At 73.7% G+C, this 26,559-nt stretch carries 26 protein-coding genes; 12 read left to right on the plus strand and 14 right to left on the minus strand.

Going from position 1 to position 26,559, the window contains the following annotated elements; all coding sequences use genetic code 11:
- Window positions 1–12: 12 nt before the first annotated feature.
- Window positions 13–480: a hypothetical protein gene (locus BJ971_RS13180; protein ID WP_184992946.1), complete on the plus strand. Its 468-nt coding sequence runs from the start codon at window positions 13–15 to the stop codon at window positions 478–480.
- 160 nt (window positions 481–640) lie between these two features.
- Here BJ971_RS13180 and BJ971_RS13185 read toward each other — a convergent pair whose 3' ends face one another.
- From BJ971_RS13185 to BJ971_RS13200, 4 genes are read right to left on the minus strand one after another with little or no spacing between them, the layout of a single operon-like run.
- Window positions 641–1,444 (minus strand): ABC transporter permease, encoded by an 804-nt coding sequence (locus BJ971_RS13185; protein WP_184992948.1) that lies wholly within the window; start codon window positions 1,442–1,444, stop codon window positions 641–643.
- Entirely contained in the window at window positions 1,444–2,340 is an 897-nt protein-coding gene (locus tag BJ971_RS13190; RefSeq protein WP_184992950.1) for an ABC transporter permease, read from the minus strand. Before BJ971_RS13190 ends, BJ971_RS13185 begins: the two co-directional genes overlap by 1 nt.
- Before the next feature lie 6 nt (window positions 2,341–2,346).
- Window positions 2,347–3,561 (minus strand): ABC transporter substrate-binding protein, encoded by a 1,215-nt coding sequence (locus BJ971_RS13195; protein ID WP_184992952.1) that lies wholly within the window; start codon window positions 3,559–3,561, stop codon window positions 2,347–2,349.
- A gap of 46 nt (window positions 3,562–3,607) precedes the next feature.
- Window positions 3,608–4,621: an ABC transporter ATP-binding protein gene (locus BJ971_RS13200; protein WP_184992954.1), complete on the minus strand. Its 1,014-nt coding sequence runs from the start codon at window positions 4,619–4,621 to the stop codon at window positions 3,608–3,610.
- An 86-nt stretch (window positions 4,622–4,707) separates the two neighbouring features.
- Between BJ971_RS13200 and BJ971_RS13205 the strand changes: the two genes are divergently transcribed.
- Window positions 4,708–5,448: a FadR/GntR family transcriptional regulator gene (locus BJ971_RS13205; protein WP_184992956.1), complete on the plus strand. Its 741-nt coding sequence runs from the start codon at window positions 4,708–4,710 to the stop codon at window positions 5,446–5,448.
- Complete coding sequence (locus tag BJ971_RS13210; protein WP_184992958.1) at window positions 5,441–6,157, plus strand: cache domain-containing protein; 717 nt, start codon at window positions 5,441–5,443, stop codon at window positions 6,155–6,157. The genes BJ971_RS13205 and BJ971_RS13210 overlap by 8 nt, the downstream gene beginning before the upstream one ends.
- Window positions 6,158–6,163: 6 nt before the next feature.
- Here BJ971_RS13210 and BJ971_RS13215 read toward each other — a convergent pair whose 3' ends face one another.
- A complete protein-coding gene (locus tag BJ971_RS13215) occupies window positions 6,164–6,892 on the minus strand; it encodes a laminin G domain-containing protein (protein WP_239087727.1) in 729 nt (242 codons plus the stop codon).
- Window positions 6,893–7,096: 204 nt separating this feature from the next.
- On the opposite strand from BJ971_RS13215, the gene BJ971_RS13220 reads away from it, so the two are divergent.
- The 4 genes from BJ971_RS13220 to BJ971_RS13235 all read left to right on the plus strand — a co-directional run bounded on the left by BJ971_RS13220 (window position 7,097) and on the right by BJ971_RS13235 (window position 10,430).
- On the plus strand, window positions 7,097–8,305 hold the full coding sequence (locus tag BJ971_RS13220; protein ID WP_184992960.1) for a cytochrome P450: 1,209 nt from the start codon (window positions 7,097–7,099) through the stop codon (window positions 8,303–8,305).
- Window positions 8,302–8,538, plus strand: coding sequence for a ferredoxin (locus BJ971_RS13225; RefSeq protein WP_239087728.1), 237 nt, complete (start codon window positions 8,302–8,304; stop codon window positions 8,536–8,538). The genes BJ971_RS13220 and BJ971_RS13225 overlap by 4 nt, the downstream gene beginning before the upstream one ends.
- Before the next feature lie 81 nt (window positions 8,539–8,619).
- The gene (locus BJ971_RS13230) at window positions 8,620–9,444 is read left to right on the plus strand and encodes an SAM-dependent methyltransferase (RefSeq protein WP_184992962.1); all 825 of its coding nucleotides are present in this window, start codon (window positions 8,620–8,622) and stop codon (window positions 9,442–9,444) included.
- Window positions 9,445–9,695: 251 nt separating this feature from the next.
- Entirely contained in the window at window positions 9,696–10,430 is a 735-nt protein-coding gene (locus BJ971_RS13235; protein WP_239087731.1) for a hypothetical protein, read from the plus strand.
- A 1-nt stretch (window position 10,431) separates the two neighbouring features.
- Here the strand turns inward: BJ971_RS13235 and BJ971_RS13240 are convergent, their stop codons facing one another.
- From BJ971_RS13240 to BJ971_RS13260, 5 genes are all read right to left on the minus strand, one after another.
- Window positions 10,432–11,838: an acyl-CoA synthetase gene (locus BJ971_RS13240; RefSeq protein WP_184992964.1), complete on the minus strand. Its 1,407-nt coding sequence runs from the start codon at window positions 11,836–11,838 to the stop codon at window positions 10,432–10,434.
- 263 nt (window positions 11,839–12,101) lie between these two features.
- Entirely contained in the window at window positions 12,102–14,207 is a 2,106-nt protein-coding gene (locus BJ971_RS13245; RefSeq protein ID WP_184992966.1) for a 3-hydroxyacyl-CoA dehydrogenase NAD-binding domain-containing protein, read from the minus strand.
- Window positions 14,208–14,274: 67 nt separating this feature from the next.
- Window positions 14,275–15,495 carry an acetyl-CoA C-acetyltransferase gene (locus BJ971_RS13250; protein ID WP_184992968.1) on the minus strand — a complete coding sequence of 407 codons (1,221 nt, stop codon included), beginning with the start codon at window positions 15,493–15,495 and terminating at the stop codon, window positions 14,275–14,277.
- On the minus strand, window positions 15,485–16,642 hold the full coding sequence (locus tag BJ971_RS13255) for an acyl-CoA dehydrogenase family protein (protein ID WP_184992970.1): 1,158 nt from the start codon (window positions 16,640–16,642) through the stop codon (window positions 15,485–15,487). The genes BJ971_RS13250 and BJ971_RS13255 overlap by 11 nt, the downstream gene beginning before the upstream one ends.
- Before the next feature lie 17 nt (window positions 16,643–16,659).
- The gene (locus BJ971_RS13260; RefSeq protein WP_184992972.1) at window positions 16,660–17,460 is read right to left on the minus strand and encodes an alpha/beta fold hydrolase; all 801 of its coding nucleotides are present in this window, start codon (window positions 17,458–17,460) and stop codon (window positions 16,660–16,662) included.
- 49 nt (window positions 17,461–17,509) lie between these two features.
- Here BJ971_RS13260 and BJ971_RS13265 point away from each other — a divergent pair, with 49 nt between their 5' ends.
- The 3 genes from BJ971_RS13265 to BJ971_RS13275 are packed head-to-tail and all read left to right on the plus strand — an operon-like array spanning window position 17,510 to window position 21,307.
- Entirely contained in the window at window positions 17,510–19,174 is a 1,665-nt protein-coding gene (locus tag BJ971_RS13265; RefSeq protein ID WP_184992974.1) for a GMC family oxidoreductase, read from the plus strand.
- Window positions 19,175–19,183: 9 nt separating this feature from the next.
- A complete protein-coding gene (locus BJ971_RS13270; RefSeq protein WP_184992976.1) occupies window positions 19,184–19,810 on the plus strand; it encodes a TetR/AcrR family transcriptional regulator in 627 nt (208 codons plus the stop codon).
- A 42-nt stretch (window positions 19,811–19,852) separates the two neighbouring features.
- Window positions 19,853–21,307, plus strand: a complete 1,455-nt coding sequence (locus BJ971_RS13275; protein WP_184992978.1) for a flavin-containing monooxygenase — start codon at window positions 19,853–19,855, stop codon at window positions 21,305–21,307.
- 10 nt (window positions 21,308–21,317) lie between these two features.
- Here BJ971_RS13275 and BJ971_RS13280 read toward each other — a convergent pair whose 3' ends face one another.
- The gene (locus BJ971_RS13280; RefSeq protein WP_184992980.1) at window positions 21,318–21,968 is read right to left on the minus strand and encodes an acetoacetate decarboxylase family protein; all 651 of its coding nucleotides are present in this window, start codon (window positions 21,966–21,968) and stop codon (window positions 21,318–21,320) included.
- Window positions 21,969–22,007: 39 nt separating this feature from the next.
- Here BJ971_RS13280 and BJ971_RS13285 point away from each other — a divergent pair, with 39 nt between their 5' ends.
- Window positions 22,008–23,126, plus strand: coding sequence for a CaiB/BaiF CoA transferase family protein (locus BJ971_RS13285; RefSeq protein WP_184992982.1), 1,119 nt, complete (start codon window positions 22,008–22,010; stop codon window positions 23,124–23,126).
- A gap of 97 nt (window positions 23,127–23,223) precedes the next feature.
- Complete coding sequence (locus BJ971_RS13290) at window positions 23,224–23,646, plus strand: hypothetical protein (RefSeq protein WP_184992984.1); 423 nt, start codon at window positions 23,224–23,226, stop codon at window positions 23,644–23,646.
- Window positions 23,647–23,656: 10 nt separating this feature from the next.
- Here BJ971_RS13290 and BJ971_RS13295 read toward each other — a convergent pair whose 3' ends face one another.
- The 3 genes from BJ971_RS13295 to BJ971_RS13305 form a co-directional block, all read right to left on the minus strand.
- Window positions 23,657–24,082, minus strand: coding sequence for a sigma-70 family RNA polymerase sigma factor (locus BJ971_RS13295; protein WP_184992986.1), 426 nt, complete (start codon window positions 24,080–24,082; stop codon window positions 23,657–23,659).
- 102 nt (window positions 24,083–24,184) lie between these two features.
- Window positions 24,185–25,225, minus strand: coding sequence for a glycosyltransferase (locus BJ971_RS13300; RefSeq protein ID WP_184992987.1), 1,041 nt, complete (start codon window positions 25,223–25,225; stop codon window positions 24,185–24,187).
- Window positions 25,222–26,331, minus strand: a complete 1,110-nt coding sequence (locus BJ971_RS13305; RefSeq protein ID WP_184992988.1) for a glycosyltransferase — start codon at window positions 26,329–26,331, stop codon at window positions 25,222–25,224. Before BJ971_RS13305 ends, BJ971_RS13300 begins: the two co-directional genes overlap by 4 nt.
- Window positions 26,332–26,559 lie beyond the last annotated feature (228 nt).

Below are 26,559 nucleotides of genomic sequence, written 5' to 3' on the forward strand. Positions count from 1 at the left end.
AGAGGCGAATTCATGATCCGGTACGCCCGCACTGCGGCGGTCGCCGCCGTGCTCACGCTCGGCCTGCTCACCGCGTGCGGCGAGGACGAAGCACCGAGCGTCGCGACATCCGCACCCGCCGCGCCCGGACCGGACGGTGCGAAGACCGGCTGCGCGCCGCCCGGAGAGGGCGCGCACCAGGTCGTTGCCGACGGCCGCACGGTCACCGGCGTCGCGCCCGGCCTCGGCCTGCCGGCCGGCAGCCGGATCGAGCACCTCGCCGGCGCCGAGTCGGCCGCCACCGTGACGCTGTCCGCGCCCGGGCCGGAGATCGTGCTGGAGCACTACCGCAGGCAGGGCCCGGAGTGCGGCTACACGATCGTCAGCAACGAGGACGCGGTGCTCTACCTGACCGGGCGGGGCTGGGGCGTGCAGGTGATCACCCAGGGATCACGGTCCACTGTCGCCTTCATGGCCTCCCCCGAGCAGCCGATGGGCTAGGGCCCGTCCTGCCGATCATGGCGGCCTGCGCCGGGCCCAGCTTCCGCCTCGCGGCGCGGTCCGAACGGCCGAATACAACACCGGTATTCGGCCGTCCGGCCCACTTGCGACGCGAAACCTGGACCTCGGCTCGGCGTCGCCCTGATCGGCAGGACGGGCCCTAGACGCGGCCGCCGGACGGGTCGCCGGACAGCCGCTGGGCGATGGCGATCGGGATGATCGAGAGGATCACCAGGGCCGTCGCCACCACGTTGACGATCGGGGCCTGGTTCGGGCGGAACAGGTTGTCCATGATCCAGATCGGCAGCGTCGTGGTGGCCTGGCTCGCGGTGAAGCGGGTCACGATGATCTCGTCGAAGCTCAGCGCGAACGCCAGCAGCCCGCCCGCCAGCAGCGCCGTCCGCATCAGCGGGAGGGTGACCCGCCAGAACGTGGTGAAGCCGTCCGCGCCCAGGTCCATCGAGGCCTCCTCGAGGTCGCCGCCGAGGCGCCGCAGGCGGGCGATCACGTTGTTGAAGACCACCACGACGCAGAACGTCGCGTGCGCCACCACCAGGGTCAGCAGCGACAGCGGCACACCGAGGATGGTGCGGAAGGCGTTGTTCAGCGCGATGCCCGTGACGATGCCGGGCAGCGCGATCGGCAGGATCACCAGCAGCGACACCGCCTCGCGGCCGAAGAAGCGGTGCCGTTGCAGCGACATGGCGGCGAGGGTGCCCAGGATCAGGGCGACGGCCGTGGACAGCAGGGCGACCACGACCGAGGTGCGCAGCGCGGCGAGCAGCCCGGCGTTGTGCGCGGCCCGGTACCACCATTCCAGGGTGAAGCCGGCCGGCGGCCAGCCGAACGCGCGGTCGGAGTTGAACGAGTTGACGACCACGACGATCAGCGGCACGAAGCCGAGCGCCAGGATGACGGCCGTGGCGATCCTCAGCGCGATCCGGGTGGTGCGGGTCAGGTACATCAGAGGTTCTCCAGGGCGCCGGCACGCCGGGCCAGGAACAGATACACGATCATGACCACCACGGGTACGAGGCCGACGGCCGCGGCGAGCGGTTGGTTGTTGGCCGCGCCGATGTTGTCGTATACGAGGTTGCCCAGGAACTGGCTGGTGCCGCCGACGATCTCGACCGCGACGTAGTCGCCGAGGGACAGCGAGAACGTGAAGATCGAGCCCGCGACCACCGCCGGGAAGGCGAGCGGCAGCACCACCGTGCGCAGGGTGCGGCCCGGCCGCGCGCCCAGGTCGCCGGACGCCTCCAACAGCGAGTCCGGCAGCCGTTCGAGGCCGGCGAAGATCGGCAGCACCATGTACGGGAACCACAGGTACGCCAGCGTGCACACCGTCGCCGTCAGGCCGTACCCGGGCGAGCCGATCCCGAACGGCGCCCCGGCCCAGTCGATCAGCCCGCCGCCGCCGAACATGCTGCGCCAGGCGTACGCCTTGACCAGGTAGGACGCCCACAGCGGGAGCAGGATCGCGGCGACGAGCAGCGGCTGCCAGCGCGGCGAGGCGACCTTGGCCATGAAGAACGCCACCGGCGCGGCAAGCACCGCGTCGATCACCGTGACCAGCGCCGCCACCCCGACGGTCCGCAGCGTGACCGACCGGTACACCGAGTCGGTCACGACGATGCGCAGGTTGTCCAGGGTCCAGACGCGTTCGATCTCGCCGGTGAACGTGTTCGTCGTCCACAGGGCGGTGACCAGCAACGCCGCCAGGGCGCCCAGGTAGGCGAGCCCGAGCCAGAGCAGCGGCGCCGTCAGCAGCAGGGCCAGCCGGCTCCGCGGCGAACGGGTGAGCCGCGCCGAGAGCCGCCGGCGCAGGCCGTCCCGGGGCAGCGCGACGTTGCCGGTCATCCGCGCCTAGCCCTTGATCTCGGTCCAGGCCCGGGTCCAGGCCGCGTAGTCGGTGCACTGCACGTCGGTGCGGCCGTCCAGGCACTGCGGGATCGGCGTGCTCCAGTACCAGACCTTCTCCGCGTACGCGGCGTCGTCGGCGTGGTAGGTGTCGCAGTGCGACTTGTCCGTGGTCAGGTCGCAGGCCTTCTTGTTCGCGGGCGCCTCGCCGAAGTACTCCGCGACCTGCGCGTTGGCCGTCGGGCTGATGATCCAGTTCAGCCACTGGTACGCGCAGTTCGGGTGCTTGCTCGCCGCCGCGACCATCCACGTGTCGGACCAGCCGGTCGAGCCCTCGTCGGGCAGCACCGCCTTCACCGGCGCCTTCTCGGCCACGGCCGTGTTGACGATGACCTGCCACGTCGTGCCGATGACGGAGTTGCCGCTCTTGAAGGACTGCACCTCCTTGAGGTAGTCCGACCAGTACTCGCTGACGTTCGCCTTCTGCGCCTTCAGCAGCTCGACGGCCGCCGCGAGCTGCTTGGTGTCCAGCGCGTACGGGTTCTTGATGCCCAGCTCCGGCTTGGTGTTCATCAGGAACAGCGCCGCGTCGGCGATGTAGATCGGCGAGTCGTACGCGGTGACCTTGCCCGGGTACTTCCCGGCGTCGGTGAACACCGCGGACCAGGACGTCGGCGCCGGGTTCACCTTGTCGGTGCGGTACATCAGCAGGTTGGCGCCCCAGCCGTGCGGCACTCCGTACATCTGGCCGCCGACGGAGTTCCAGGCCTTGTCCTTGAGGAAGTCGATGACGTCCGGGTAGTTGGGCACCAGGGCGGTGTTCACCGGTGCGACGTCACCGCCGGCGATCAGCCGCAGCGACGCGTCGCCGGACGCCGACACCACGTCGTAGTCGCCGGTCTTCATCAGGGTCACCGCCTCGTCGGAGGTGCCGAACGTCTTCACCGTCGCCTTGCAGCCGGTCTGCTTCTCGAACGGCGTCACCCAGTCGACCTGGGGATCGTTGCCGCCGTTCTCCGCGTACCCGGGCCAGGCCAGGATCGAGACGGCGCCCTCGCCGGCGCCGAGCTGCTGGAGTTGGGGGATCTTCGGTGGGGTGAAGCCGGACGCGCCCGGCGCCGGGGCGCCGTCGCTGTCCCCGGACGACGTGCCGCAGGCCGCGGCGAGCAGGGTGACGGCGATCAGGGCCGTACCCCGGATCAGAAACCTCTCGTGACGCATGATCGGGCCCTTCCGACGGGGATGGAGTCAGCGGGGTGGGTCAGGTCTACAGGGCGACGACGTCGCCGGGCCGGATACTGACGAGGACCTGTTCGCCGCGGCGCGCCGTCGCGGCGCCGGCCCCGGTGTTGGGCTCGCTCGCGGTGACCCGCGGCCCGGACTCGAGGTCGACCAGATATCGGGTGGTCGCGCCGAGATAGACCACCTCGGCGATGGTGCCGGCCGCCTGCCCCGGCGCCGCCGCCGATTCCGTACGGGCGAGACGGACCCGCTCGGGGCGCACCACGAACGTGCCCGGCCGGCCGAGGATGTCGACGGCGGCCTGCCCGGACAGGACGGTCGAGGCGCCGACGAAGCCCGCGACGAACTCGGTGCGCGGCTGCTCGTAGATCTCCGCCGCGGTGCCGACCTGTGCGATCCGGCCGTGGTTGAACACCGCGATCCGGTCGCTCATGGTGAGGGCCTCCTCCTGGTCGTGCGTGACGAAGACGAACGTGATGCCGGCCTCGCGCTGTAGCTGCTTGAGCTCGACCTGCATCTGCTGGCGCAGCTTGAGGTCGAGGGCGCCGAGCGGTTCGTCCAGCAGCAGGACCCGGGGCCGCACGACCAGCGCGCGGGCCAGGGCGACCCGCTGGCGCTGCCCGCCGGAGAGCTGCGCCGGCTTGCGGTCGCCGAGGCCGGTCATCCGCACCCCGGCCAGGGCCTGCTCGGCGAGCTCGCGGCGCGCCGACCGGCCGACGCCGCGCACGGCCAGTCCGTACTCGACGTTCTGCCGGACGCTCAGGTGCGGGAACAGCGCGTAGTCCTGGAAGACCGTTGTCACGTCGCGCTGGAAGGGCGCGGCGGCGGTGACGTCGGCGCCGGCGAGCTCGATGGAGCCGGCGGTCGGCTGCTCGAAGCCGGCGATCATCCGCAGCACTGTCGTCTTGCCCGAGCCGGACGGCCCCAGCATGGCGAAGAACTCGCCGTCGGCGATCTCGAGGTCGACGCCGTCGACCGCGACGGTGGGTCCGAAGGTCTTGCGCAGGCCGGTCAGCCTGATCGCCGGAGCATCGTCCACGCGGGCCCCCGTCCGTACGGGATACTGGGTACTCTGGCGAAAACCTATGGCTTCATATTTCAAAGCACAAGACTTGAGGAGGGTCGATGCCGGGCCGGGTCGTACCGCACGCGCACCGTGCGGTCTTCGCCCCGCTCACCCAGCCGGGACGCGCCGAGGCGGTCACCCGCCGGCTGCGGGACGCGATCGTGCTGGGTGTGCTCCGCGACGGCGAGCAGCTTCCGTCCGAGGTCGACCTCGCCGAGTCGCTCGGCGTCGCGCCGGTCACCGCCCGGGAGTCCCTCCAGACGCTGCGCGACCTGGGCCTGGTCGTCACCCGCCGGGGCCGCGGCGGCGGCAGCTTCGTGCGCGCGCCGGCCAACCCGGACGCGGCGCTGGTCCGTACCCGGCTGGCCGAGCTGTCGCTGGTGGACATCCGCGACTTCGGCGACTTCTACCGCGCGATCGCCGGCGCGGCGGCGGCGCTCGCCGCCGAGCGGGCGGCGGAGGAGGACCTCGTCCGGCTGCGCGAGGTCGGCGTCCGCCGGGCGATGGACCCGGGCGGCTCCCGCCGGGCCGAGGCGCAGTTCCATCTCGAGGTCGCGGCCGCCACCCAGTCCGCGCGGATGACGCAGGAGGAGCTGCGGCTGCAGGCCGAGTTCGGGCCGCTGCTGTGGCTGGCTATGGCCTCCGAGGACGGCCGGGAACGCTCCGAGGCCGACCACGCCGGGATCGTCGACGCCATCGCGGCCGGCGACCGGGCGCGGGCCCGGTACTTGACAGAGGAGCACGTCGGGCGTGCGATCAACGCGGTGGTCCGAGTGCGCCTGGAGTTGGTGGATGACTGAGGTCTTCGCGTGGCCGGCCGCGGCACCGGCCGCGGCCGGGATCGCCGCCGAACTCGAACGGCTCTGCGCGACGGTGTTCGCGCCGCTGGTGGCCCTGGCGGAGGCGGCCGCGGCGGCCATACCGGCCGACCGGGCGCCGCTGCTCGCCGACCTCGGCGTCGTGCGCCCGGCGGCGGTCGCGCAGCTGAACCGCGGTGACGCTCTGGTGGCCGGCTGCGGCCTGATCGCCGACCCCGGGCTGATCGCGGACGCGCCGTGGCACCTGGCCTGGTGGACCGCCGGCGCGGACCGGGAGATCGCGCCGCTGCGGGTGGTGTCCGATCCGGCGCGCGACGGCTTCCGCGACTACACCGTGCTGGAGTGGTGGTCGGTGCCGCGGCGCACCGGGCGGCGGCACATCACCGGGCCGTACGTCGACTATCTCTGCACCGACGCGTACACGCTGACCTTCACCGTGCCGGTGCGCCGCGCCGACGGGTCGATGGCGGCCGTGGTGGGCTCGGACGTCTACGTGGCCCGGGCCGAGCGGCTGCTGCTGCCGGCGCTGCGGGCATGCGGACGCCCGGCCACGGTGGTCAACCGGGCCGGGCGGGTGGTGGTGTCGACGCTGCCCGAGCACGTGACGGGTTCGCTGGTCCGGTCGTTCCCAGCGGGCTGGGTACGGCACGACTGCGGCGACGTGCCGTTCGGCGTGTTGGTCTGCGGCTGAGCGGGTTCAGCCGGCGTCGAACTGGACGTAGTCGAGGTCGCCGGCGTAGTAGTCGCAGCCCACCTCGATCTGGTCGCAGTCGGCCTTGCCGCCGATCGTCACCGGCCACCCGTTCGAGATCGCGCCGGTCCAGCCGGGCTTGCGCGCCACGACCCTGCCGTCCACCGCCATGATCAGCCCGGACCCGTTGCGGTCGCAGCGCACCGTGTGCCAGCGCCCGTCGTTCAGCCGGGTCGGCGAGCGCACCAGGAGCGAGCCGGACGAGCCGCGGTACAGGCACTCCGCGATGCCGCCGGGGATCTGCATCTTGAAGTTGCCGCCGCGTACCGTCGCCTGGCCCTTCTGGACGACGTTGCCGAACTTGTGCGTCGTGCGGAGCCGGACCGTCATGGTGAAGTCGCGGGTGCCCGGGTCCAGGCTCGGCGAGTCGCTGACGGTCACCAGGTGCCCGGGGTGTGTCGGCGGGGAGTCCGGCTCCAGCCGGTCGAAGCGGTACCCCGTCGCGCCGAGCGCCTGGATGCCCGTGCCGACCTCGGGTCCGATCCGGCCTGTGTGCCCGTTGCCGCTGCTGTCCACCATGGTCCGGGAACCGGACCATTCGTTCATGTTCCACACGGCCACCGGGCGGCTCCAGGCGGAGACCGGGCGGTTCCAGGCGGCGTCAGCCGTCGGCGCCGTACCTACCAGCACGCTTACCGCCGCCATCGCGACGGTCACCGAGCGCCGACTCTTCACGCTTACCCCATTCTCGAAGCAGATCAGATCATGCTAAGCAGCATCTTTCAGGCGAAAGCTCTAATGATTAACGAATCGCCCGGACGGGGCGGACGGATTCGCGGCGATTGTTCGACGAATATGGATTGATGGGTGTTGTATGGCCGCCACTCCCACTACCATCCGTGTCTGTTGTGTTGCTCAGAGTCCGGCGGGAGTGTGGCGATGACAGACACCAGGCAGCCCGGCACGGCGCGGCCCTATCCGTTCAGCGATCCCGACCGGCTCAACCTCGACCCGCTCTACGCCCGGCTGCGCCGGCAGGAGCCGGTCACCCGGGTCCGGCTGCCGTTCGGTGAGGAGGCCTGGCTCGCCACCCGCTACGCCGACGTCCGGACGGTGCTCGGCGACCCCCGGTTCAGCCGCGCCGCGAGCGTGGGGCGCGACGAGCCCCGCACCACCCCGTACCAGATCGACTCCGGCATCCTCGCGATGGACCCGCCCGACCACAGCCGGCTGCGGCGCCTGGTCGCCAAGGCCTTCACCGCGCGCCGGGTGGAGCTGCTGCGCCCGGACACCACCGAGATCGCGGACGAACTCGTCGACGCGATGCTCGCGGCCGGGCCGCCGGCCGACCTGGTCGAGGCCTTCTCCACCCCGCTGCCGGTGCGGGTGATCTGCCGCCTGCTCGGCGTGCCCGTCGCCGACCAGGGCCTGTTCCGCACCTGGTCCGAGGCGATCGTCTCGACCACGTCGCTGCCGCCCGAGCGGGTCGTGGAGTACCTGGCCAACCTGCACGCCTACATGGCGGGGCTGGTCGCCGAGCGGCGCCGGGAGCCGGCCGACGACCTGATCGGCGCGCTGGTGCGTGCCCGCGACACCGGCGACGACCGGCTCAGCGAGCAGGAGATGGTCGAGCTGGCCGCCGGGCTGCTCGCCGCCGGCCACGAGACCACGGTCACCCAGATCTCCAACTTCGTCTACGTGCTGCTCACCAACCCCGAGCAGCTCGCGCTGCTGCGCGCGCGGCCCGAGCTGGTGCCAGCGGCGGTGGAGGAGCTGCTGCGCTACGTGCCGCTCGGCGCGGCGGCGGCGTTCGCCCGGTACGCCACCGAGGACCTGGCGCTGGGCGGCGTGCGGATCCGCGCCGGCGACCCGGTGATCTGCGCGCTGCCGTCGGCGAACCGCGACGGCGAGGTCTTCGAGGACCCCGACGCGCTCGACATCACCCGCGGCGCCAACCCGCACATCGGCTTCGGCCACGGCGTGCACCACTGCATCGGCGCGCAGCTCGCCCGGATGGAGTTGCAGGTCGCGCTCCGGACGCTGCTGCACCGCGCGCCCGCGCTGGCGCTCGCGGTCGACGAGAAGGAGCTGGAGTGGAAGTCCGGCCTGCTGGTCCGGGGCCTGCGCGCCCTGCCGGTGACCTGGTGAGCGGGCCCGGCGCCGCCTGGCACCTGAGCGTCGACGCCGGGACCTGCATCGGCTCCGGCATGTGCGCGGGCATCGCGCCCGCGTTGTTCACCCTGGTCGACGGGGTGTCGGTGGCGAGCCCGGCGCCGGTGGCGCCGGACCCGGCGGCGGTCGACGCCGCCGAGTCCTGCCCGGTCGAGGCGATCGCCGTACGCGACGCGGCCGACGGCCACCTGGTCGCCCCGGAGCCGTGACCGTCCACTGTGTAGAGACATCGAGGTCGTGGCGTAAAGTCGGTGCCCCCGGAAGCACCAGGTGACGAGGAGCCGGCACCCATGAACAGCACAGACGACTTCGACCAGGCCACGGCGGCGAAGATCGACCAGATGGTGCCGCACTCCGCCCGGGTGTGGAACTACTGGCTCGGGGGCAAGGACAACTTCCAGTCCGACCGCCAGGTCGGCGACCAGTTCGCCGAGCTCTACCCCGACATCAAGGTGGTGGCCCGCAGCTCGCGCGGCTTCCTCACCCGGGCCGTCACCTACCTGGCCAACGAGTGCGGCATCCGGCAGTTCCTCGACATCGGCACCGGCCTGCCCACGGTGGACAACACCCACCAGGTCGCGCAGGCGGCGGCCGTCGATGCCCGGATCGTGTACGTCGACAACGACCCGATGGTCCTCGCGCACGCCCGCGCGCTGCTGACCGGCACCCCGCAGGGCGCCACCGAGTACCTCGACGCCGACCTGCACGACCCCGGCCGGATCCTCGAGCTGGCCGGGCGCACCACGCTGGACCTCACCCAGCCGGTCGGGCTGATCCTGATGAACATCCTCGGCCACGTCCCCGAGCTGGCGCGGGCACAGGAGATCGTGGCGCACCTCGTCGGCGCCCTGCCCTCCGGCAGCTACCTGGTCACCGCGGACGGCACCAACGTGCTCGACAAGGAGGCCTTCGAGCAGGCGATCGGCGTGTGGAACGCCAACGCGCCGCTCTCGTACCACCTGCGCACTCCCGAGGAGCTGTCGACCTACCTGACCGGTCTCGAGGTCGTCGAGCCGGGCCTGGTGCCCTGCGCCGCCTGGCGTCCCCGGGCGCACGCCGCCCCGGAGGATCTGCGCGAGGTCGACGAGTTCGGCGCCGTCGCCCGTAAGCCTTAGGCCGCCCGCCCGGCGAACTCGACACGAACGGCCGATTCCGCGTTTCCCGCCCCCGAACAGCTCTCGCGTATCGCCTGTTCAGGTTGGTAACATGCCGCGGATCGTGGCCAGGGCTCGGTGGGAAACGCCGGGCTGTCAGCAACATCGCCGGTGCATCCGAACGCCCTTTTCCGGGGTGAGATCACCGCGGCGACCCGTACCAACGGAGGTCTCCTGTGACTGACAACCGGATGAAGGACCGTGTGAAAGTGATGCTGGGAACGTCGCCCGACGGGGCCACCTCGGAGCACGCGCTGGTGAACAACGGCGCCCAGATGCCCGGCCTGCCGAACCAGGCGCTACAGGTGCTCACGATGGCTCAGCGCACCGCGGAGGAGCACGTCGCCACCGCGCACCAGCAGGCCGACAAGATTCGTACCGACGCGCTGGCCGCCGCCGAGCAGATCGCCCGGGACGCGCAGATCCACGCGCACAACGTGCGCCGCGAGGCGGACAAGGTGCTCTTCGACGCCCGCGCGGCCTCGGAGCAGAACGCGCGGGACGCCCGGGCCGCCGCCGAGGACGCCCAGCGGCACGCGGACAAGATCGTCGCGGAGGCGCAGGCGCGGGCCGACGGGATCGCCGCGGAGGCGCGGGCGAACTCCGAGCACCTGCGGGTGCAGGCGCAGCAGCGCTACGACGACGTCGTGGGCAGCCTGGGCAACAAGCGCGAGGCGCTCCAGGAGCAGATCGAGGCCCTCGAGCAGTTCGATCGCGAATACCGCGGCCGGCTCACCTCGTTCATGCAGGGCCAGCTGCGGGCGCTCTGGGTCGACCAGCCCCAGGTCGCCGGCGAGCTGGAGGACCCCGAGGACGCCCGCCCCGGCCGCCACGGCGCGGTGAGCACCGACGAGCCCGTGCCTGCGCTTCGCCAGGAGGCGATGACCGAGCCCCAGCCCGAGGCGCAGCAGGCGCCCGAGGACGCCGAAGAGGCCGAGGAGGAGTAGCTCACCGGGAGAGCAGCCGCTTCTGCACCTTGCCCATCGCGTTGCGGGGCAGCTCCGGCACGAAGCGGATCTCCCGGGGCCGCTTGTGCGCCGACAGGGTGCGCGCGACGAAGCCGATCAGTTCGTCCGCGCTCACCGCGTCGCCCACCACGTACGCGGTGACCTGCTCGCCGAGGTCGTCGTGCGGCGTGCCGATCACCGCGGCCTCCCGTACACCCGGGTGGGCGAGCAGCGCGTCCTCGACCTCGCCGGCGCCGATCCGGTAGCCGCCGCTCTTGATCATGTCCGTCGAGCGGCGGCCGACGATGCGGTGCCGGCCGTCCGGCGCGACGCGGGCGATGTCGCCGGTGCGGAACCAGCCGTCCGCGCCCAGCGACCGGGCGGTGACCTCGGGCCGGCCCAGGTAGCCGTCGAACAGCATCGGGCCGCGTACCCACAGCTCGCCGATGGACTCGCCGTCGGGAGCGACGTCCCGGCCCTCGTCGTCGACCACGCGCGTGGCCGCACCCGCGACGGGCGTGCCGACCTGCCCGGGCCGCCGATCGGGGTCGTCGGCCCGGTTGCTCACGGTTATCAGGGTCTCGGTCATGCCGTACCGCTCAACGGGCCGGTGACCGGTGAGGTCACGCATCCGCTCGAACACCGGCGCCGGCAGGGCCGCGCTGCCGGACACCAGCAGCCGCGCGCCGGACAGCCGGGCGGCGGCGCCGGGCTGTGCGCAGATCCGGGACCAGATCGTCGGCACGCCGAAGTAGAGGCTCCCGCCGGCCTCCGCGTACGCCTCGGGGCCCGGCCGCCCGGTGTGCCGCAGCCGGCCGCCGATCCGCAGGGCGCCGAACACGCCAAGCACCAGCCCGTGCACGTGGAACAGGGGCAGGCCGTGCACGAGCAGGTCGTCGGGCTGCCAGGCGACCGCGTCCGCGAACGCGTCGAGACCGGCCTCGACGGCCCGGTGCGAGAGCACCGCGCCCTTGGGCGCCCCGGTGGTGCCGCTGGTGTACATGATCAGCGCGGTCGCCTCCGGCGGCGGCGCCGGATAGCTGCCGGCGGAGGACCGCCGCAGGTCGACCGGCACCGTGCGCGGCGCGGCCGGCGCGGCCGGCGGGTGCTCTGCGCCGGCGAGCAGGAGCTCGGCGCCGGAGTCGCGCAGGATGTGCGCCGCCTCGGTCTCGCCGGAGTCGGGCGGCAGCGGCACGACGGCGGCGCCGGCGAGCAGCGCGCCGACCATCGCCACCACGGTCTCCGCGGACGCGGACGCGTGCACCGCGACGACCCGCGCGCCCGCCACGTCGTCCGCGACCGCCGTGGCGGCGGCCAGCAGCCGTTCCGCGGAGAGCGCCTGCGCGCCGATCCGGATCGCCTCGCCGCCGGACATCGTTGGCCGGTTCAGACCGGCGATCAGTCGCATGCCGCGAGGCTACGCCCGGCACCGGCCGGGCGAAGCTACGCCGGCCGGACGTTCCGTCCTTCGCCGAGGGCGCCCGGCGCGTGACCGGACGGGTCCGGCGGGGCCGCGCCGTCGCCCGGGTGGCCGCGGTGGTGGCGACGCCGGCCCGGGCGGGCGCGGTGGTGGCGAGCCCGGACCGGTCGGCCGCGGTTGCGGCGGGCCCGGCCCGGGCGGCGCACATCGAGCTACCACCGCGGCGACGGCGGCGCGGCGCGCGGCGTCGCCTACTCCGACCCGGGAAGCCGTGCCGGCGGGGTGAAGCGGTCGCCGTACAGCTTGGCCAGCTCGCTCGCGCGGGCCGCGAAACCCGCCGGCCCGCCCGGGTACTGCCGGACGTAGCGCAGCACCCCGCCGGTCCAGGCCGGGAAGCCGATGCCGAGCAGCGAGCCGATGTCGCCGTCGGTCTCCGAGCGCAGGACACCCTCGTCGAGGCAGCGCAGCGCGTCCAGCGACTCGGCGAACAGCAGCCGCTCCTGCAGGTCGGCCAGCGGCACCGCGCGGCCCTCGGCGGTCGCCATCGGTGCCAGGCCGCTCCAGAGCCGGCCGCGCCGGCCGTTCTCGTAGTCGTAGAAGCCCTGGCCGGCCGCGCGGCCCGCCCGGCCGAGGCCGTCCAGCAGGTCGACGACGCCGTGCGACGGCATGGCGGCGAAGTCGGCGCCCTGCGCCGCCTCGAACTGGCGGCGGATGCGCCGCATCAGGGTCAGCGACACCTCGTCGGCCAGCGCCAGCGGGCCGGTCGGATAGCCCGCCTGCAATGCCGCCTGCTCGATCGACGGCGCCGGGATGCCCTCGGCCAGCATGCCGATCGCCTCGTCCAGGAAGCGGCCGATGACCCGGCTGGTGAAGAAGCCGCGGCCGTCGTTGACCACGATCGGGGTCTTGCCGAGCCGCCGGCCCAGGTCGAAGGCGCGGGCCAGGGCCGCGTCGCCGGTCTGCTCGCCGACCACGATCTCCAGGAGCGGCATCTTGTCGACGGGGGAGAAGAAGTGCATGCCGATGAAGTCGGCCGGCCGGGCGACGCCCGCCGCCAGGCCCGTGATCGGCAGCGTCGAGGTGTTGGACGCGAGCAGGGCGCCCTCCGCGAGCACCGGCTCGACCTCGGCGAAGACCTTTCGCTTGAGCTCGGGGTCCTCGAAGACCGCCTCGATGACCGCGTCGCAGCCCGCCAGCGCGGCGACGTCGGCGGTGGCCGTGATCCGCGCCAGGATCGCCGCGGCCTTCTCCGCGGGAAGCCGGCCGACCAGCTTCTCCGCGTGTGCCCGGCCGCGCGCGGCGGCCTCCTCGGTGACGTCCTTGAGCACCACGTCGAGGCCGGCCCGGGCGCACGCGTACGCGATGCCGGCGCCCATCATCCCCGCGCCCAGCACCGCCACCCGGGTCGTCGGTGCGACCTCGACGGCCGGCCGGCCCGCGCCGCCGTTGACGGTCTTCAGGTCGAAGAAGAACGCGCCGATCATGTTCTTGGCGACCTGGCCGGTCAGGAGCGTGACCAGGTGCCGGGTCTCGACGGTGAGCGCGGTGTCGACGTCGACCTGCGCGCCCTCGACCGCGGCGGCCAGGATCGCCTCGGGCGCCGGCATCCGGTTGCCCTTGAGCTGCTTGCGCAGGTTCGCGGGGAACGCGGGCAGCTGGGCGGCCAGCGACGGGCTCGTCGGCGTGCCGCCGGGCATCCGGTAGCCGGGGGTGTCCCACGGCTGTGCCGCGTCCGGGTGCGCGGCGATCCAGGCGCGGGCGCCGGCGATCAGCTCCTCGGGGGTGGCCACCACCGCGTCGACGAGCCCGGCCGCGAGGGCGTCGGCGGGCCGGAACTGCCGCCCGGTCAGCAGGACGGTGGTCAGGGCCTTGGCCAGGCCCATCATCCGTACGGTCCGGGTGACGCCGCCCGCGCCGGGCAGCAGCCCGAGGGTGACCTCGGGAAAGCCCAGCCGCGAGCCGCCGGCGTCCAGCGCGATGCGGTGGTGGCAGGCCAGCGCGATCTCGAGGCCGCCGCCGAGCGCGGAGCCGTTGATCGCGGCGACCACCGGGCGGCCCAGGGTCTCCAGCCGGCGCAGGTCGCCCTTGACGGTGTCGAGCAGCGCGGTGACCGCGGGGGCGTCCGCGGACGTCACTTTGATCATCTCGGGCAGGTCGCCGCCGGCGAAGAACGTCTGCTTCGCGCTCGTGACGATGACACCGGTGACGGCGTCCTTCTCGGCCACCAGCCGGTCGACGACCGCGGTCATCGAGGCCGCGTACGCGCGGTTCATGGTGTTCGCGGACTGGCCCGGGTCGTCGAGGGTGAGCGTGACGACGCCGTCGGGGTCGCGGTGGTACGCGATCGTGGCGGTCATCGCGGTGCCTCGGTGTTGCTACAGGTCACGGTGGTTTCCTCTGTCTGGTGTCTGGCCGGTGCCATGGCTACAGGCGCTCGATGATGGTCGCGACGCCCATGCCGCCGCCGATGCAGAGCGTCACCAGGGCCCGGCGCGCGTCGCGGCGCTCCAGCTCGTCCAGGACGGTGCCGACCAGCATGGCGCCGGTGGCGCCGAGCGGGTGGCCGAGCGCGATCGCCCCGCCGTTGACGTTCACCTGCTCCGGGTCGAGGCCGAGGTCGCGGGTGTACTTGAGCACCACCGCGGCGAACGCCTCGTTGATCTCGAAGAGGTCGATGTCGGCGACGGTGAGCCCGGCGGTCGCCAGGGCCTTGTGCGTGGCCGGGATCGGGCCGGTGAGCATCAGCGTCGGGTCGGCGCCGCTGACCGCGGCCGAGACGATCCGGCCGCGCGGCGTGAGCCCGAGGTCGCGGCCGACGGTGTCGGAGCCGATCAGCACCAGCGACGCGCCGTCCACGATGCCCGAGGAGTTCCCGGCGTGGTGCACGTGCTCGATCGCCTCGACCCAGTGGTACTTCTGGAGCGCCACCGCGTCGAAGCCGCCGGCGTCGCCGATGCCCGCGAAGGACGGCTTGAGCTTGCCGAGGCCGGCCCGGGTGGTGTCCGGGCGCATGTGCTCGTCGGCCGCGAGGATCACGCCGCCGACCCGGTCACGCACCGGTACCACCGAGCGCGCGAAGTACCCGCCGGCCCAGGCCTTGGCGGCCCGCTCCTGCGAGCTGATCGCGTACCCGTCGACGTCGTCGCGGCCGAAGCCCTCAAGCGTGGCGATCAGGTCCGCGCTGATGCCCTGCGGCACGAACGAGGTGGCCAGGGCGGTCTCCGGGTCCATCGCCCAGGCGCCGCCGTCGGAGCCCATCGGCACCCGCGACATCGCCTCGACGCCGCCGGCCAGGATCAGGCTGTCCCAGCCCGACCGGACCCGCGCCGCGGCGGTGTTGACCGCCTCCAGCCCGGAGGCGCAGAAGCGGTTGAGCTGTACGCCGCCGACGTGGTCGGGCAGGCCGGCCAGCAGCGCCGCGGCGCGGGGCAGGTCGCCGCCCTGCTCGCCGACGGGCGAGACGATGCCCATCACGAGGTCGTCGAGCCGGTCGGTGTCCAGCCCGGGCAGCCGCTCGCGCAGGGCGTCGATCAGGCCGGTGACCAGCGAGATCGGCTTGACCCCGTGCAGCGAACCGGTGTCGCGGCCGCGACCGCGCGGGGTGCGGACGGCGTCGTAGACATACGCCTGGCCGTCAGAGGGCACGGGCGATCAGCTCCTTCATGATTTCGTTGGTGCCGCCGTAGATCTTCTGTGCGCGGGCGTCGGTGTACATCTGGGCGATCGGGAACTCGGTGGTGTATCCGTAGCCGCCGAAGAGCTGGAGGCAGCGGTCGATGACCTCGCACTGGCCGTCGGTGAGCCAGTATTTCGCCATCGCGGCGGTCGCCACGTCGAGTTCGCCGCGCACGTGCCGGGAGATGCAGTCGTCCAGGAAGACCCGGCTCGCGCGCGCCCGGGTGGCGCACTCGGCGAGGACCATCCGGGTGTTCTGGTGGCCGATCAGCGGCTTGCCGAAGGCGGTGCGCTCCTTGGTGTACGCGACCGTCAGCTCGACGGCGCGCTCCATCGCGGCGACCGCGCCGACGCCGATCACCAGGCGCTCCTGCGGGAGCTGGTTCATCAGCTGGATGAAGCCGAGGCCCTCGGCGTCGCCGAGCAGGTTGGCGGCGGGCACCCGCAGGCCGTCGAAGAACAGCTCCGCGGTGTCGTTGCCGTGCAGGCCGATCTTGGAGATGAGCCGCCCGCGCCGGAAGCCCGGCCGCTCGTCGCCGCCGGTCTCGCAGACCAGCAGGGATACGCCGGCGGCGCCCTGCGACGGGTCGGTCTTGGCGGCCAGGATGACGATGTCGGCCAGGCCGCCGTTGCTGATGAACGTCTTCGCGCCGGTGACCACGTAGTCGTCGCCGTCGCGGACCGCCCGGGTCCGCATCGCCTGCAGGTCGGAGCCGCCGTCCGGCTCGGTCATCGCGATGGCGCCGATGAGCTCGCCGGTGCAGAGCCCGGGCAGCCAGCGCCGCTTCTGCTCCTCGTTGCCGTAGGCCTCGAGGTAGCCGGTGACGATGCCGCTGTGCACCGCGAGCCCGAGGCTGTTGTCGCCCGAGCGGGCCTGCTCGTGCAGCATCACGGCCTCGTGGGTGAAGTCGCCGCCGCCTCCGCCGTACCGCTCGGAGACCGAGAGGCCGAGCAGGCCGAGCTCGCCGGCGCGGCGGTAGTGCTCGCGGTCGGGGTGGCCCTGTGCCTGCACCCGTTCGGCGTGCGGCAGCACCTCCTTGGCGAAGAACGTGCGGACCAGGTCGGCGAGCTCGTCGTGCTCCGGCTCGCGCCACGAGATGGGTCCCGGTGTTGGCATGGTTCCACCTTGGTGAGTTATTGGCGGACTGTCAATAGGTCGGCGCAGCGCTCGGGGTCGTCCGCGAACGGCAGGTGGCCGCAGCCCGGCAGCAGGACGTGCCGCGCGTCCGGAAGCTCCTCGAGCGCCCGGCGCGCCTGGCGGCGGTGCGGCAGCACCAGGTCGCGGGTGCCCCAGGCGATCGTCACCGGGATGGCGGACAGCCCGGCGGGGTCCGCGCCGACCGGCAGCCGCCAGACGCCGAACGCCCGGCGGGCCGCGGCGAAGCCCGGCGCGGCGGACAGCGCCCGCGCGGAGTCGAGGCAGTCCACGGCCGACACCCGGCCGGGGCGGCCGTAGAAGATCGAGCAGAGCGCCGCCCGGCCGGGCCGGGTGGCCACGATGCGGGGCAGCGCGGGGGAGAGCGCCGTGCTCAGCGCCCGGGAGCCGCCGAGGACGGCCTGGCACCAGCGCCGGCCGGCCGGGCCCCAGAAGCCGACCGGGGCGAAGGCGGTCACCGACCGGGCCAGCCCGCGCCGGCCGAGTTCGAGCGCGATGCCGCCGCCCAGGGAGTTGCCCGCCAGCTCGGGCGACTCGACGCCGAGGCCGGCGAGGAAGTCCGCGACCAGGTCGGCGAGGTGGTCCACCGATCCCGGCGCCAGGCCCGGGCGCGGCGGCTCCCAGGCCGGGGACTCGCCGAAGCCCGGCAGGTCGAGCGCGATGACCTCGCGGTGCCGGGCCAGGGCGCCGACGATCGGCTCCCAGACCTGACGCCGGCTGCCGAGGCCGTGTATGAGCACCAGTACGGGACCGCTACCGCGTCGTTCGTGGGCCAGCATCGCCCCACCCCTTTGTTGACAGGCCGACAACAAGGGGCCACGGTAGCTCATGGCGTACGACTATGACGTGCTGATCATCGGCTCCGGCTTCGGCGGCGGTGTCAGCGCGCTGCGACTCACCGAGAAGGGCTACCGGGTCGGCGTGCTCGAGGCCGGCCGCAGGTTCACCGACGAGCAGTTCGCCAAGACCTCCTGGCGGCTGCGCGACTACCTGTACGCGCCCGCGCTCGGCTGCTACGGAATCCTGCGGCTGACCCTGCTGCGCGACGTGATGGTGATGTCCGGCGCCGGGGTCGGCGGCGGATCGCTCGGCTACGCCAACACCCTCTACGAGCCGCCGGACGCGTTCTTCGCCGATCCGCAGTGGGCGTCGATCACGGACTGGAAGACCGAGCTGGCGCCGTACTACGACCAGGCCACCCGGATGCTCGGCGTGGTGACCAACCCGCTCGAGACCGTCGCCGACGGTGCGCTGCGCGCCGTCGCCGAGGATCTCGGCGTCGGGCACACCTTCCGGCGTACCCCGGTGGGGGTGCTCTTCGGCGACGCGCCCGGCGCCGAGGTTCCCGACCCGTTCTTCGGCGGCGCCGGGCCGGCCCGGCGGGCCTGCACGGCGTGCGGCGCCTGCATGACCGGCTGCCGGGTCGGCGCGAAGAACACCGTCGTGAAGAACTACCTGTACCTGGCCGAGGCGGCCGGCGCCGTCGTGCACCCGCTGACCACGGTGACCTCGGTGACGCCGCTGGCCGGCGGCGGGTACGCGGTGGACACCCGCGCCACCGGCGGCCTGCGCCGCCGGCGCCGCCTCACCGCCGGGCAGGTGATCTTCTCGGCCGGCGCGCTCGGCACCCAGCGGCTGCTGCACAAGATGCGCGACCGGGGCGCGCTGCCCGCCGTCTCGCCGCGGCTCGGCGAGCTGAGCCGGACCAACTCCGAGTCCATCCTGGGCGCCCGCACCCGGCGGCGCGACGTCGACGTGAGCAAGGGCATCGCCATCACCTCGTCCATCCACCCCGATCCGGTCACCCACGTCGAGCCGGTGCGGTACGGCCGCGGCAGCAACCTGCTCGCCCTGCTGGCCACCGTGCTCGTCGACGACACCGGCGGCCGGCGGCGCTGGGTGGCCGGCCTGCGCGAGCTGGCACGCAGCTGGCGCGACCTGCGGCTGTTCGTCTCGCCGCGGCGCTGGTCGGAGCAGACCATCGTGCTGCTGGCGATGCAGCCGCTTGACAACTCCGTCACCGTCTACACCAAGCGGGGGCGGCTGACCACCCGTCCGGGTGTCGGCGAGCCGAACCCGGAGTGGGTACCGTCCGCGCACGACGTCGCCCGCCGGGTCGCCGAGAAGATCGACGGTGTGCCCACCGGCTCGGTCACCGAGCTGGTCGGGCGGCCGGTGACCGGCCACTTCATCGGCGGCTGCGCGATCGGCACCGGCCCGGACACCGGCGTCGTCGACGCGTACCACCGGCTGTACGGCCATCCCGGCCTGCACGTGATCGACGGCTCGGTGGTCGCCGCGAATCTCGGGGTCAACCCGTCGCTGACCATCACCGCGCTCGCCGAGCGGGCGGTCGCGCTCTGGCCCAACGCCGGCGAGGCGGATCCGCGGCCGGCGCCGGGCGCGCCGTACGCCCGGGTCGCGCCGGTGCCGCCCCGGCATCCGGCGGTGCCGGCCGCCGCCGTCGGCGCCCTGCGGCTCGGCGCCGGATAGGGTCGGTGCGTGATTGTCGAGGCGGCGCAGGCGCGCAGACGGCTGGAGCCGGACGTCCGGCGCGGGCAGATCCTGACCTGCGCGGTGCGGCTGTTCGGCGAGCGCCCGTACGCCGAGGTGTCGACCACCGACATCGCCCGCGCGGCCGGGGTGGCCCGCGGGCTGATCAACCACTATTTCGGCACCAAGAAGGACCTCTACCTCGAGGTGATCCGGGTGATGCTGACCATCCCGGAGGTGGCCGTCGAGCGGCTGCCCGCCGGTGACCTGCGCACCCGGGTGGACGCCAGCGTGTCGTGGTTCCTCGACGTGGTGTCCCGGCACAGCACGTCCTGGCTGGCCGCGGTGAACGCGGGCGGGATGGGCCGCGACGCCGACGTGGAGCGGGTGCTGGCGCAGGCCGAGGACGCCGCGGCCGACAGCGTGCTGGTCGCCGTCGGGCTCGCCGAGGTGGCCGAGCACCGCGAGGAGCTGCGCGGGATGATCCGCGCCTACGTCGGCCTGGCCACCGCCACCGCCAAGGAGTGGCTCAACCGCGCCGCGCTGACCCGGGCGCAGGTGCACCTGCTGCTCGCGACGACGCTGCTGGCCATCGTGGAGCAGGTCATCCCGACCATCGTCGCGCCGGCGCGCTGAGCCTATTGGCAACCTGCCAACAGATTGCTAACGTTCGGCACCATGACGGCCCTGAATGGCGCCCAGCCGCGAGTGGTGATCATCGGCGCCGGCTTCGGCGGGGTGGCGATCGCCGTGGGCCTGCGCCGCGCCGGGTTCACCGACGTGCTGATGCTGGAGAAGGCTGACCAGGTCGGGGGCGTCTGGCGCGACAACGCCTATCCCGGATGCGCCTGCGACGTGCCGGCGCCGCTGTACTCGTTCTCCTTCGCGCCGAATCCCGGCTGGTCGCGGCGGTTCCCGCCGCACGAGGAGATCCTCGCCTACCTCGACGACTGCGTCACCCGCTTCGGGCTGCGGGACAACCTGCGGCTCGGCACCGAGGTGACGGACGCGACCTGGGACGACGAGCACCGCGAATGGCGGCTGCGCACCGCGGCGGGCGAGGAGATCGTCGCCGACGTGCTGGTGCCCGCGGTCGGGCAGCTCTCCCGGCCGGTCATCCCCGAGCTGCCGGGCGCCGAGCTGTTCCGCGGCCCGGCGCTGCACACCGCCCGGTGGGACCCCGAGCTGCGGGTCGAGGGCAGGCGGGTCGCGGTGGTCGGCACCGGCGCCAGCGCCATCCAGCTCGTGCCGGCGATCGCCGGGCGCGCCGAGCGGGTGATCGTCTTCCAGCGCAGCGCGCCGTGGACGCTGCCCAAGCCCGACCGCCGGTACGGCCGGCTGCGCCGGGCCGCCTACCGGCGGCTGCCCGCCCTGATGTCGGCGTCCCGCGGCGGCACCTGGGCGATGACGATCTTCACCGGCGCCGCCGTGCTCGGCAACCGGGCGGCGGGAGCGTTCCTGCGCCTCGCCTCGCGGACCCAGCGCCGGTGGCAGGTCCGGGACCCGCTGCTGCGCGCCCGGGTCACGCCCGACGAGCCGATGGGCTGCAAGCGGGTGCTGTTCACCAGCGCCTGGCTGCCCACCCTCGCCCGCGACGACGTCGACCTGGTCACCGAGAAGATCGTCGGCGTGACCCCGGACGGCATCCGCACCGCGGACGGCGTCGAGCACCGCTGCGACGTGCTCGTCTACGGCACCGGCTTCGCCGCCACCGAGTTCCTGGTGCCGATGCGGGTGACCGGACGCTCGGGCGAGCGGCTCGACCGGGTGTGGCGCGACGGCGCGTACGCGTACCTGGGCATGACCGTGCCCGCGTTCCCGAACATGTTCCTGGTCTACGGGCCCAACACGAACACCGGCAACACCTCGGTCATCTACTTCCACGAGTCGCAGGCCCGCTACATCGTCGAGGCGGTGCGGATGCTCGCGGCCGGCGCCGCGCCGCTCGAGGTACGCCCGGAGGTGGCCGCCGCCTACGACGCGGAGGTGCAGGGCCGCCTCGCCGGCAGCGTGTGGACCGCCTGCCAGAGCTGGTACCGCAATGCCAGCGGGCGCGTCGTCACCAACTGGCCCGGCATGGCGGGGGAGTACCGCCGCCGGACCGCGCGGCCGCGGCCCGCCGACTTCCGCTGAGATGCCGGCGTCAGGACGACGCGGCGGCGGCCGGTGCCGGTACGCCGAAGCGCAGACCGAAGTCGGCAAGGGTGACGGTCAGCAGGGGCCGCCGCCCGGCGAGGTAGCCCAGCGGCCCGTCCGGCTCGACCCGCCAGGTGGAGCCGCCCAGCCGCAGCCCGGCCCGCCCGCGCACGGTCGTGCGCTTGACCGCGCCGTCGAGCGCCTGAGCCACCGACATCGGTGCCGGCCAGCGCCCGGGCAGCCGCAGCCCGGCGCCGAACGACGCCGCGGCGATCCGGCCGCTCGCGATGCTCGCGGTCCCCTCGGTGCGGCCGTCGGGCCCGGTGCGCACGTCCAGCTCGGCCAGGTCCTTGGGGATGCCCCAGAGCTCGCGGCCGCCGTCACGGGACTCCGCGCTGTCCACCCAGATCTCGGTGATGCTGACCCGGGGCCGGCCGCCCTCGTGCACCAGGACCGCCGACAGCAGCTCCTGGTACTGGAGGATTCCACCCGGCTCGTAGCGCACCCACGCGGCGCCGACGAGCGCACGCCGCCCGAACGGCAGCGGCCGCACCGCCGCGGCGAGAGGATCGGGCAATGTGGGCAGGTCGCCGCGCGGCACGGCGAAGACCGAGAGGTACAGCTGACCGCGCAGGTCCCAGGGTTCCGGCGGATACATGGCCAGAATCCTATTCGCATTTCCACCTAGGAGGCAGATGTGTCAGGTGATCAAGGTCCGCTCCGCGGCCTGAAAGTGATCGAGCTGGCGGGGATCGGCCCGGCGCCGTTCGCCGGGATGCTGCTGGCCGACCTCGGCGCCGACGTGGTGCGGGTGGACCGGGTCGGCCCCGGCTCGCCGCTGTCCGGCGACCCCCGGTACGACCTGCTCAACCGCGGCAAGCGCTCGATCGCGGCCGACCTCAAGCGCGACGACGACCGCGAACTCGTGCTGTCGCTGGCCGAGCGGGCCGACGTGCTCATCGAGGGCTACCGGCCCGGTGTCGCCGAGCGGCTCGGCGTGGGCCCGGAGGCGGCGCTCGCCCGCAACCCCGCCCTGGTCTACGCGCGGATGACCGGCTGGGGCCAGGACGGCCCGCTCGCTTCCAGCGCCGGGCACGACATCACCTACCTGGCGATCACCGGGGCGCTGCACGCGATCGGCCGCGCGGGCGGCCCGCCGCAGGTGCCGGCGAACCTGCTCGGCGACTTCGGCGGCGGCTCCCTCTACCTGGTGGTCGGCGTCCTCGCCGCGCTGCGCGAGGCCGAGCGCACCGGCCGGGGCCAGGTGGTCGACGCGGCGATCACCGACGGCGCCGCCCACCTGACCACCCTGCTGTACGGCCTGAGCGCCGAGGGCCGCTGGCGCGACGAGCGGGGCGTGAACATCCTCGACACCGGCGCGCCGTTCTACGACGTCTACCCGGCCGCGGACGGCGGCTACCTCGCGGTCGGCGCCCTGGAGCCGCAGTTCTACGCCGAGTTCATCCGGCTGCTCGCGCCCGGCGACGACCTGCCCGCGCAGTACGACCTCGCCCGCTGGCCGGAGCTGCGTGCCCGGATCGCCGCCGCCTTCGAGACCCGCACCCAGCAGGAGTGGGCCGCGGTCTTCGAGGGCACCGAGGCGTGCGTTGCGCCGGTGCTGTCGCTCTCCGAGGCCGCCCGCCATCCCCACCTCGAGCAGCGCGGCACGTTCGAGAGCCCCGGCGGGGTGCGGCAGCCGGCCGCGGCGCCCCGGTTCTCGCTGACCCCGCCCGGGCCGGTCGGCCGGCCCGCGCTGCCCGGCGAGCACACCCGCGAGGTGCTCGCCGACTGGAAGGTGACCGGCGGCGTACGGTGAAGTTGTCGCTCCGGACCTTGGCGGCAAAGGTTTCGACGGGGCTGACAGCGGACATTTCACTAGTGACCCGGTCACACACGTCGGAAGGGAGCACACGATGAGCACGTTCGCCGACCATGACGACGCCGAACTGCTCCATCAGGAGTTCGGCACCGGTGATCCGTTCGTACCCGACAGCTGGGAGGCGCAGCTGCTGGTGGCGGGCACCACCGGCCACCGCTGCATCACGCACGACCTCCGCGGGCACGGCCGCACCACCCGGGCCTACCGCGCGGGCACCGGCGGGCCGGCGCGGGCCGGGCTGGCCAAGGCCGGGCAGGCGCCGTTCCTGTGGAGCACCGCCAACCCCGCCGGCCTGCCCGGCGAGGCGTTCGACGAGCAGTGCGCCGCCTCGCTGGCCGACGGCTCGCGCGGCCACCCGGATGTCGCCGGCGGGCCCTTCGGCGCGGACTGCGCCGGTGTCGCGACGACCGGCCCGGAGCACACGGGCGCCGATCTGCCGGTCCTGTCGCACGCCTGACCGCGCCCGGTCAGCCCCGGCGGAACGGGCTGCGGCGCATGGTTCTGCGCTTCAGCAGCCCCGCCAGCATCTCCCGGGGTGAGCAGGAGGCGTGACTCGGGTGCGACGCCCCGGCGCCGGGGCCGTCCCACTGCTCCGCGGGCTCGTCCTGCTCCTCCGCGCGACGCGCGGCGATGCCGATGATCCAGCCGGCCACGTCGGTGCCCGGGGCGGTGTGCAGGTCCGCGGAGTGCCAGGCCTCCAGGAACGTGGCGGCGGTGACCTCGTTGACGCGGTCGTCGCCGAGCGCCGCGTGCACGGTCGCGTACACGTCCGGCGAGAGTGCGTGGTAGAGCCGGGTGAAGGCGTCCCGGTCGTCCGCGGCCGAGCGCCGGAGCAGCATGAGTAGCCGGGTGGGTTCCCTGCGGTACTCGGTCAGGAACACCACCTCGGTCATCATCGCTGCCCAGGACGTGTTTGTCGGCGGCGGTGACGTCGTGGCGATCGTGCGATCATGATGCCTCTTCCCCGGTCCGGATGAAGCGTACTGCTCGTACGGTCACCTCACCCGTTTCCGGCCGTGCTGGAGGGTGGCGATCAACGCGAGGGTGGACTCCGCGCCCTGATTGAGGTTCGGGCCGAGCGGTGTCAGCCCGTCGTAGGCGCCACCGGTCGCCGGGTCCCACATCACCGCGTCGCGGTCGTTGTCGCCGAGGAACCAGCCGATCGCCTGCCGGACGCCGTCGTTCCAACTGTCGTCCCCGGTCGCCGAGGCGGCGGTGGCGCAGGCGTCGGCCAGCGCGGCGACCTCGATCGGCTGCTGGTCGTAACGCTGCCGCGGTTCGCCGCGCCGCCAGCCGGCCGCCGGCAGTACGGACAGACGCCCGTCGCCGAGCTGAACGTCGTGCAGCCAGGCCAGCATGCGCAGGCCGGCCGCCAGCAGCGCGACGTCCTGCTGGAACCGGCCGGCGGCGATGACGACCTCGGCCAGCGCGGCGCTCGCGTAGGCGAGGTGGCGCCCGGGCCAGGACCATTCCGGGTCGGATTCGGGCCAGCCGACGGCCTTGGCGGCGTCGGCGAGCAGAGCCGCCGCCGGGGCGTTGCCCGGCTCCCGGCGCAGCACCTCGGCGGCGCCGAGCCCGGCGAAGGCCATGGCGTGCGGCGACGGCGAGCGGCGTGCGGCGCCCAGGGTGAAGGCGACCATGGCCTCCCGCCGGATCCAGGGCGCGGTACTCCGGGCGGCCGCCGTGCCGAGACCCCACAACGCCCGGCCCCACCAGTCGCCCAGTCCCGGATCGTCGGTCCAGCGCCGGTCGTAGCCGAGCCGGTTGTGGAAGGCGCCGCTGTCGTGCTGGGCGTGCGTCAGGAAGCTCAGGTAGACCTCGGCCAGCCGCTGCACCTCCGGCGACGGCTCGGCCTCGCGACTGGTGACGACCAGTCCGCGCGCCACGTCGTCGGTGCAGTAGCCGTGCGCACGCCGGGCCACGGCGTGCCGGGCGTGCTCCAGCAGCCCGGTGTCGTCGGTCAGCCGGGAGAGATGAGCGAAGCTGGGCGGCGGCGTCCGCCGGTGCTGCGCCGGTACGCCCAGGGTGGCGGTCACGCCGGCGCGGGTGCGGCGCGCGTGGCGATGAGCCGGTCGGCCAGCCTGTCGTAGCGGGCCGCGACCTCCGGCCAGCTCATTGTGGCGACGCCGGCGGTGGCCCCGGCGATGCCGGGCCGGGTGAGCACCTTGCGGATGGCGGCGGCCAGCGCCCGCGGATTGCGGTGCGGCACGAGCAGCCCCGGCCCGTCGGTGAGCAGCTCCACCGCGTGCGGGAAGGCGGTGGCCACCACCGGTACGCCGGCGGCGACCGCCTCGACCAGCACGCCGGAGGTGACCTGCTCGGCGGAGTCGTACGGCAGGACGACGACGTCGGCGGAGCGGATCAGGCCGCCCAGCTCGGCGTCGTCGAGATAGCCGGACCGGTAGGCCACCGCGTGGGCGACGCCGAGCTCGGCGCCGAGCTGATGCAGGCCGGTCCGGTACGCCTCGCCGTGCCGCTCGATCACCTTGGGGTGTGTCCTGCCCGCCACGGTGTAGACGGGGTCGAGCCGGCGCAGCAGCGGCAGGGCGCGGATGGCCCATTCGATGCCCTTGCCGGGTCCGAGCAGCCCCCAGGTGAGCAGGTGTGGCCGCGGCCCGCGGGCCACCGCGGGGCCGGCGGGAACGGCGGCACCGTGCGGGATGACCGAGATCTTCGCGGGGTCGACGTCGTAGCCGACGACGAGCCGGTCGTGTGCGGTGCCGGTCATGGTGACGACGGCGCCGGCCGTGGCCACGATCTGCTCCAGCAGCGACTTCTGCCGGGGCGTCGGCCAGGCGAGCACGGTGTGCAGGACGGCGATGCTGGGCACCGTCAGCCGCCGCATCAGCCGCAGCACGTCCGCTCCGTCGGTGCCCGGGTAGATGCCGTACTCGTGCTGGACGATCGCGACGTCGTGGCCGTTGAGGGCGTCGGCGGCGGCCCGCCATCCGCCGGCCTCCAGCGCCGGCCAGGTGTGCACGACGCCGGGTCCCGGCGGTCCCGCGGCGGCGCCCGTCGTGACGCGGACGACACCGCCGGAGCCGGTGCCGGCGGTGAGACTCGCGGCGAGGGAGGCGTTGAAGGTGGCGAGGCCGCAGTGGGTCGGCGGGTGGGTGCTGAGGAAGCCGTACCTGGTGGCCACGGGGCCTGCTTTCCGTAGTGGTTGCGTCGATCCACGCGGGCACACCCGGATAGGCCCCGACGGGCCGGGGTCTGGGGCCGTGCGTCGAATCCGTGATGCCGAGGAACGTGCCCGGCGCTGCCGGTGCAGATGAGGAACCTGGTGACGAGCCGGTGACGTCGTCACTCCCGGTCCCGCCAGCCTACGCGCCATCGGGCGCGCGCAGGCTGACGGCTTCGTCACGTCCAC

The sequence above is a fragment of the Amorphoplanes digitatis genome, from assembly GCF_014205335.1.
GTDB lineage: Bacteria > Actinomycetota > Actinomycetes > Mycobacteriales > Micromonosporaceae > Actinoplanes > Actinoplanes digitatus.

Excerpts from the sequence above, each read along its gene's own strand:
- BJ971_RS13185 (WP_184992948.1), bottom strand. The coding sequence starts at position 1,444 with ATGTACCTGACCCGCACCACCCGGATCGCGCTGAGGATCGCCACGGCC.
- BJ971_RS13195 (WP_184992952.1), bottom strand. The coding sequence starts at position 3,561 with ATGCGTCACGAGAGGTTTCTGATCCGGGGTACGGCCCTGATCGCCGTC.
- BJ971_RS13205 (WP_184992956.1), top strand. The coding sequence starts at position 4,708 with ATGCCGGGCCGGGTCGTACCGCACGCGCACCGTGCGGTCTTCGCCCCG.
- BJ971_RS13230 (WP_184992962.1), top strand. The coding sequence starts at position 8,620 with ATGAACAGCACAGACGACTTCGACCAGGCCACGGCGGCGAAGATCGAC.
- BJ971_RS13255 (WP_184992970.1), bottom strand. The coding sequence starts at position 16,642 with ATGCCAACACCGGGACCCATCTCGTGGCGCGAGCCGGAGCACGACGAG.
- BJ971_RS13290 (WP_184992984.1), top strand. The coding sequence starts at position 23,224 with ATGAGCACGTTCGCCGACCATGACGACGCCGAACTGCTCCATCAGGAG.
- BJ971_RS13235 (WP_239087731.1), top strand. The coding sequence starts at position 9,696 with ATGCTGGGAACGTCGCCCGACGGGGCCACCTCGGAGCACGCGCTGGTG.
- BJ971_RS13190 (WP_184992950.1), bottom strand. The coding sequence starts at position 2,340 with ATGACCGGCAACGTCGCGCTGCCCCGGGACGGCCTGCGCCGGCGGCTC.
- BJ971_RS13210 (WP_184992958.1), top strand. The coding sequence starts at position 5,441 with ATGACTGAGGTCTTCGCGTGGCCGGCCGCGGCACCGGCCGCGGCCGGG.
- BJ971_RS13260 (WP_184992972.1), bottom strand. The coding sequence starts at position 17,460 with ATGCTGGCCCACGAACGACGCGGTAGCGGTCCCGTACTGGTGCTCATA.
- BJ971_RS13295 (WP_184992986.1), bottom strand. The coding sequence starts at position 24,082 with ATGACCGAGGTGGTGTTCCTGACCGAGTACCGCAGGGAACCCACCCGG.
- BJ971_RS13220 (WP_184992960.1), top strand. The coding sequence starts at position 7,097 with ATGACAGACACCAGGCAGCCCGGCACGGCGCGGCCCTATCCGTTCAGC.
- BJ971_RS13180 (WP_184992946.1), top strand. The coding sequence starts at position 13 with ATGATCCGGTACGCCCGCACTGCGGCGGTCGCCGCCGTGCTCACGCTC.
- BJ971_RS13265 (WP_184992974.1), top strand. The coding sequence starts at position 17,510 with ATGGCGTACGACTATGACGTGCTGATCATCGGCTCCGGCTTCGGCGGC.
- BJ971_RS13240 (WP_184992964.1), bottom strand. The coding sequence starts at position 11,838 with ATGCGACTGATCGCCGGTCTGAACCGGCCAACGATGTCCGGCGGCGAG.
- BJ971_RS13245 (WP_184992966.1), bottom strand. The coding sequence starts at position 14,207 with ATGACCGCCACGATCGCGTACCACCGCGACCCCGACGGCGTCGTCACG.
- BJ971_RS13275 (WP_184992978.1), top strand. The coding sequence starts at position 19,853 with ATGACGGCCCTGAATGGCGCCCAGCCGCGAGTGGTGATCATCGGCGCC.
- BJ971_RS13280 (WP_184992980.1), bottom strand. The coding sequence starts at position 21,968 with ATGTATCCGCCGGAACCCTGGGACCTGCGCGGTCAGCTGTACCTCTCG.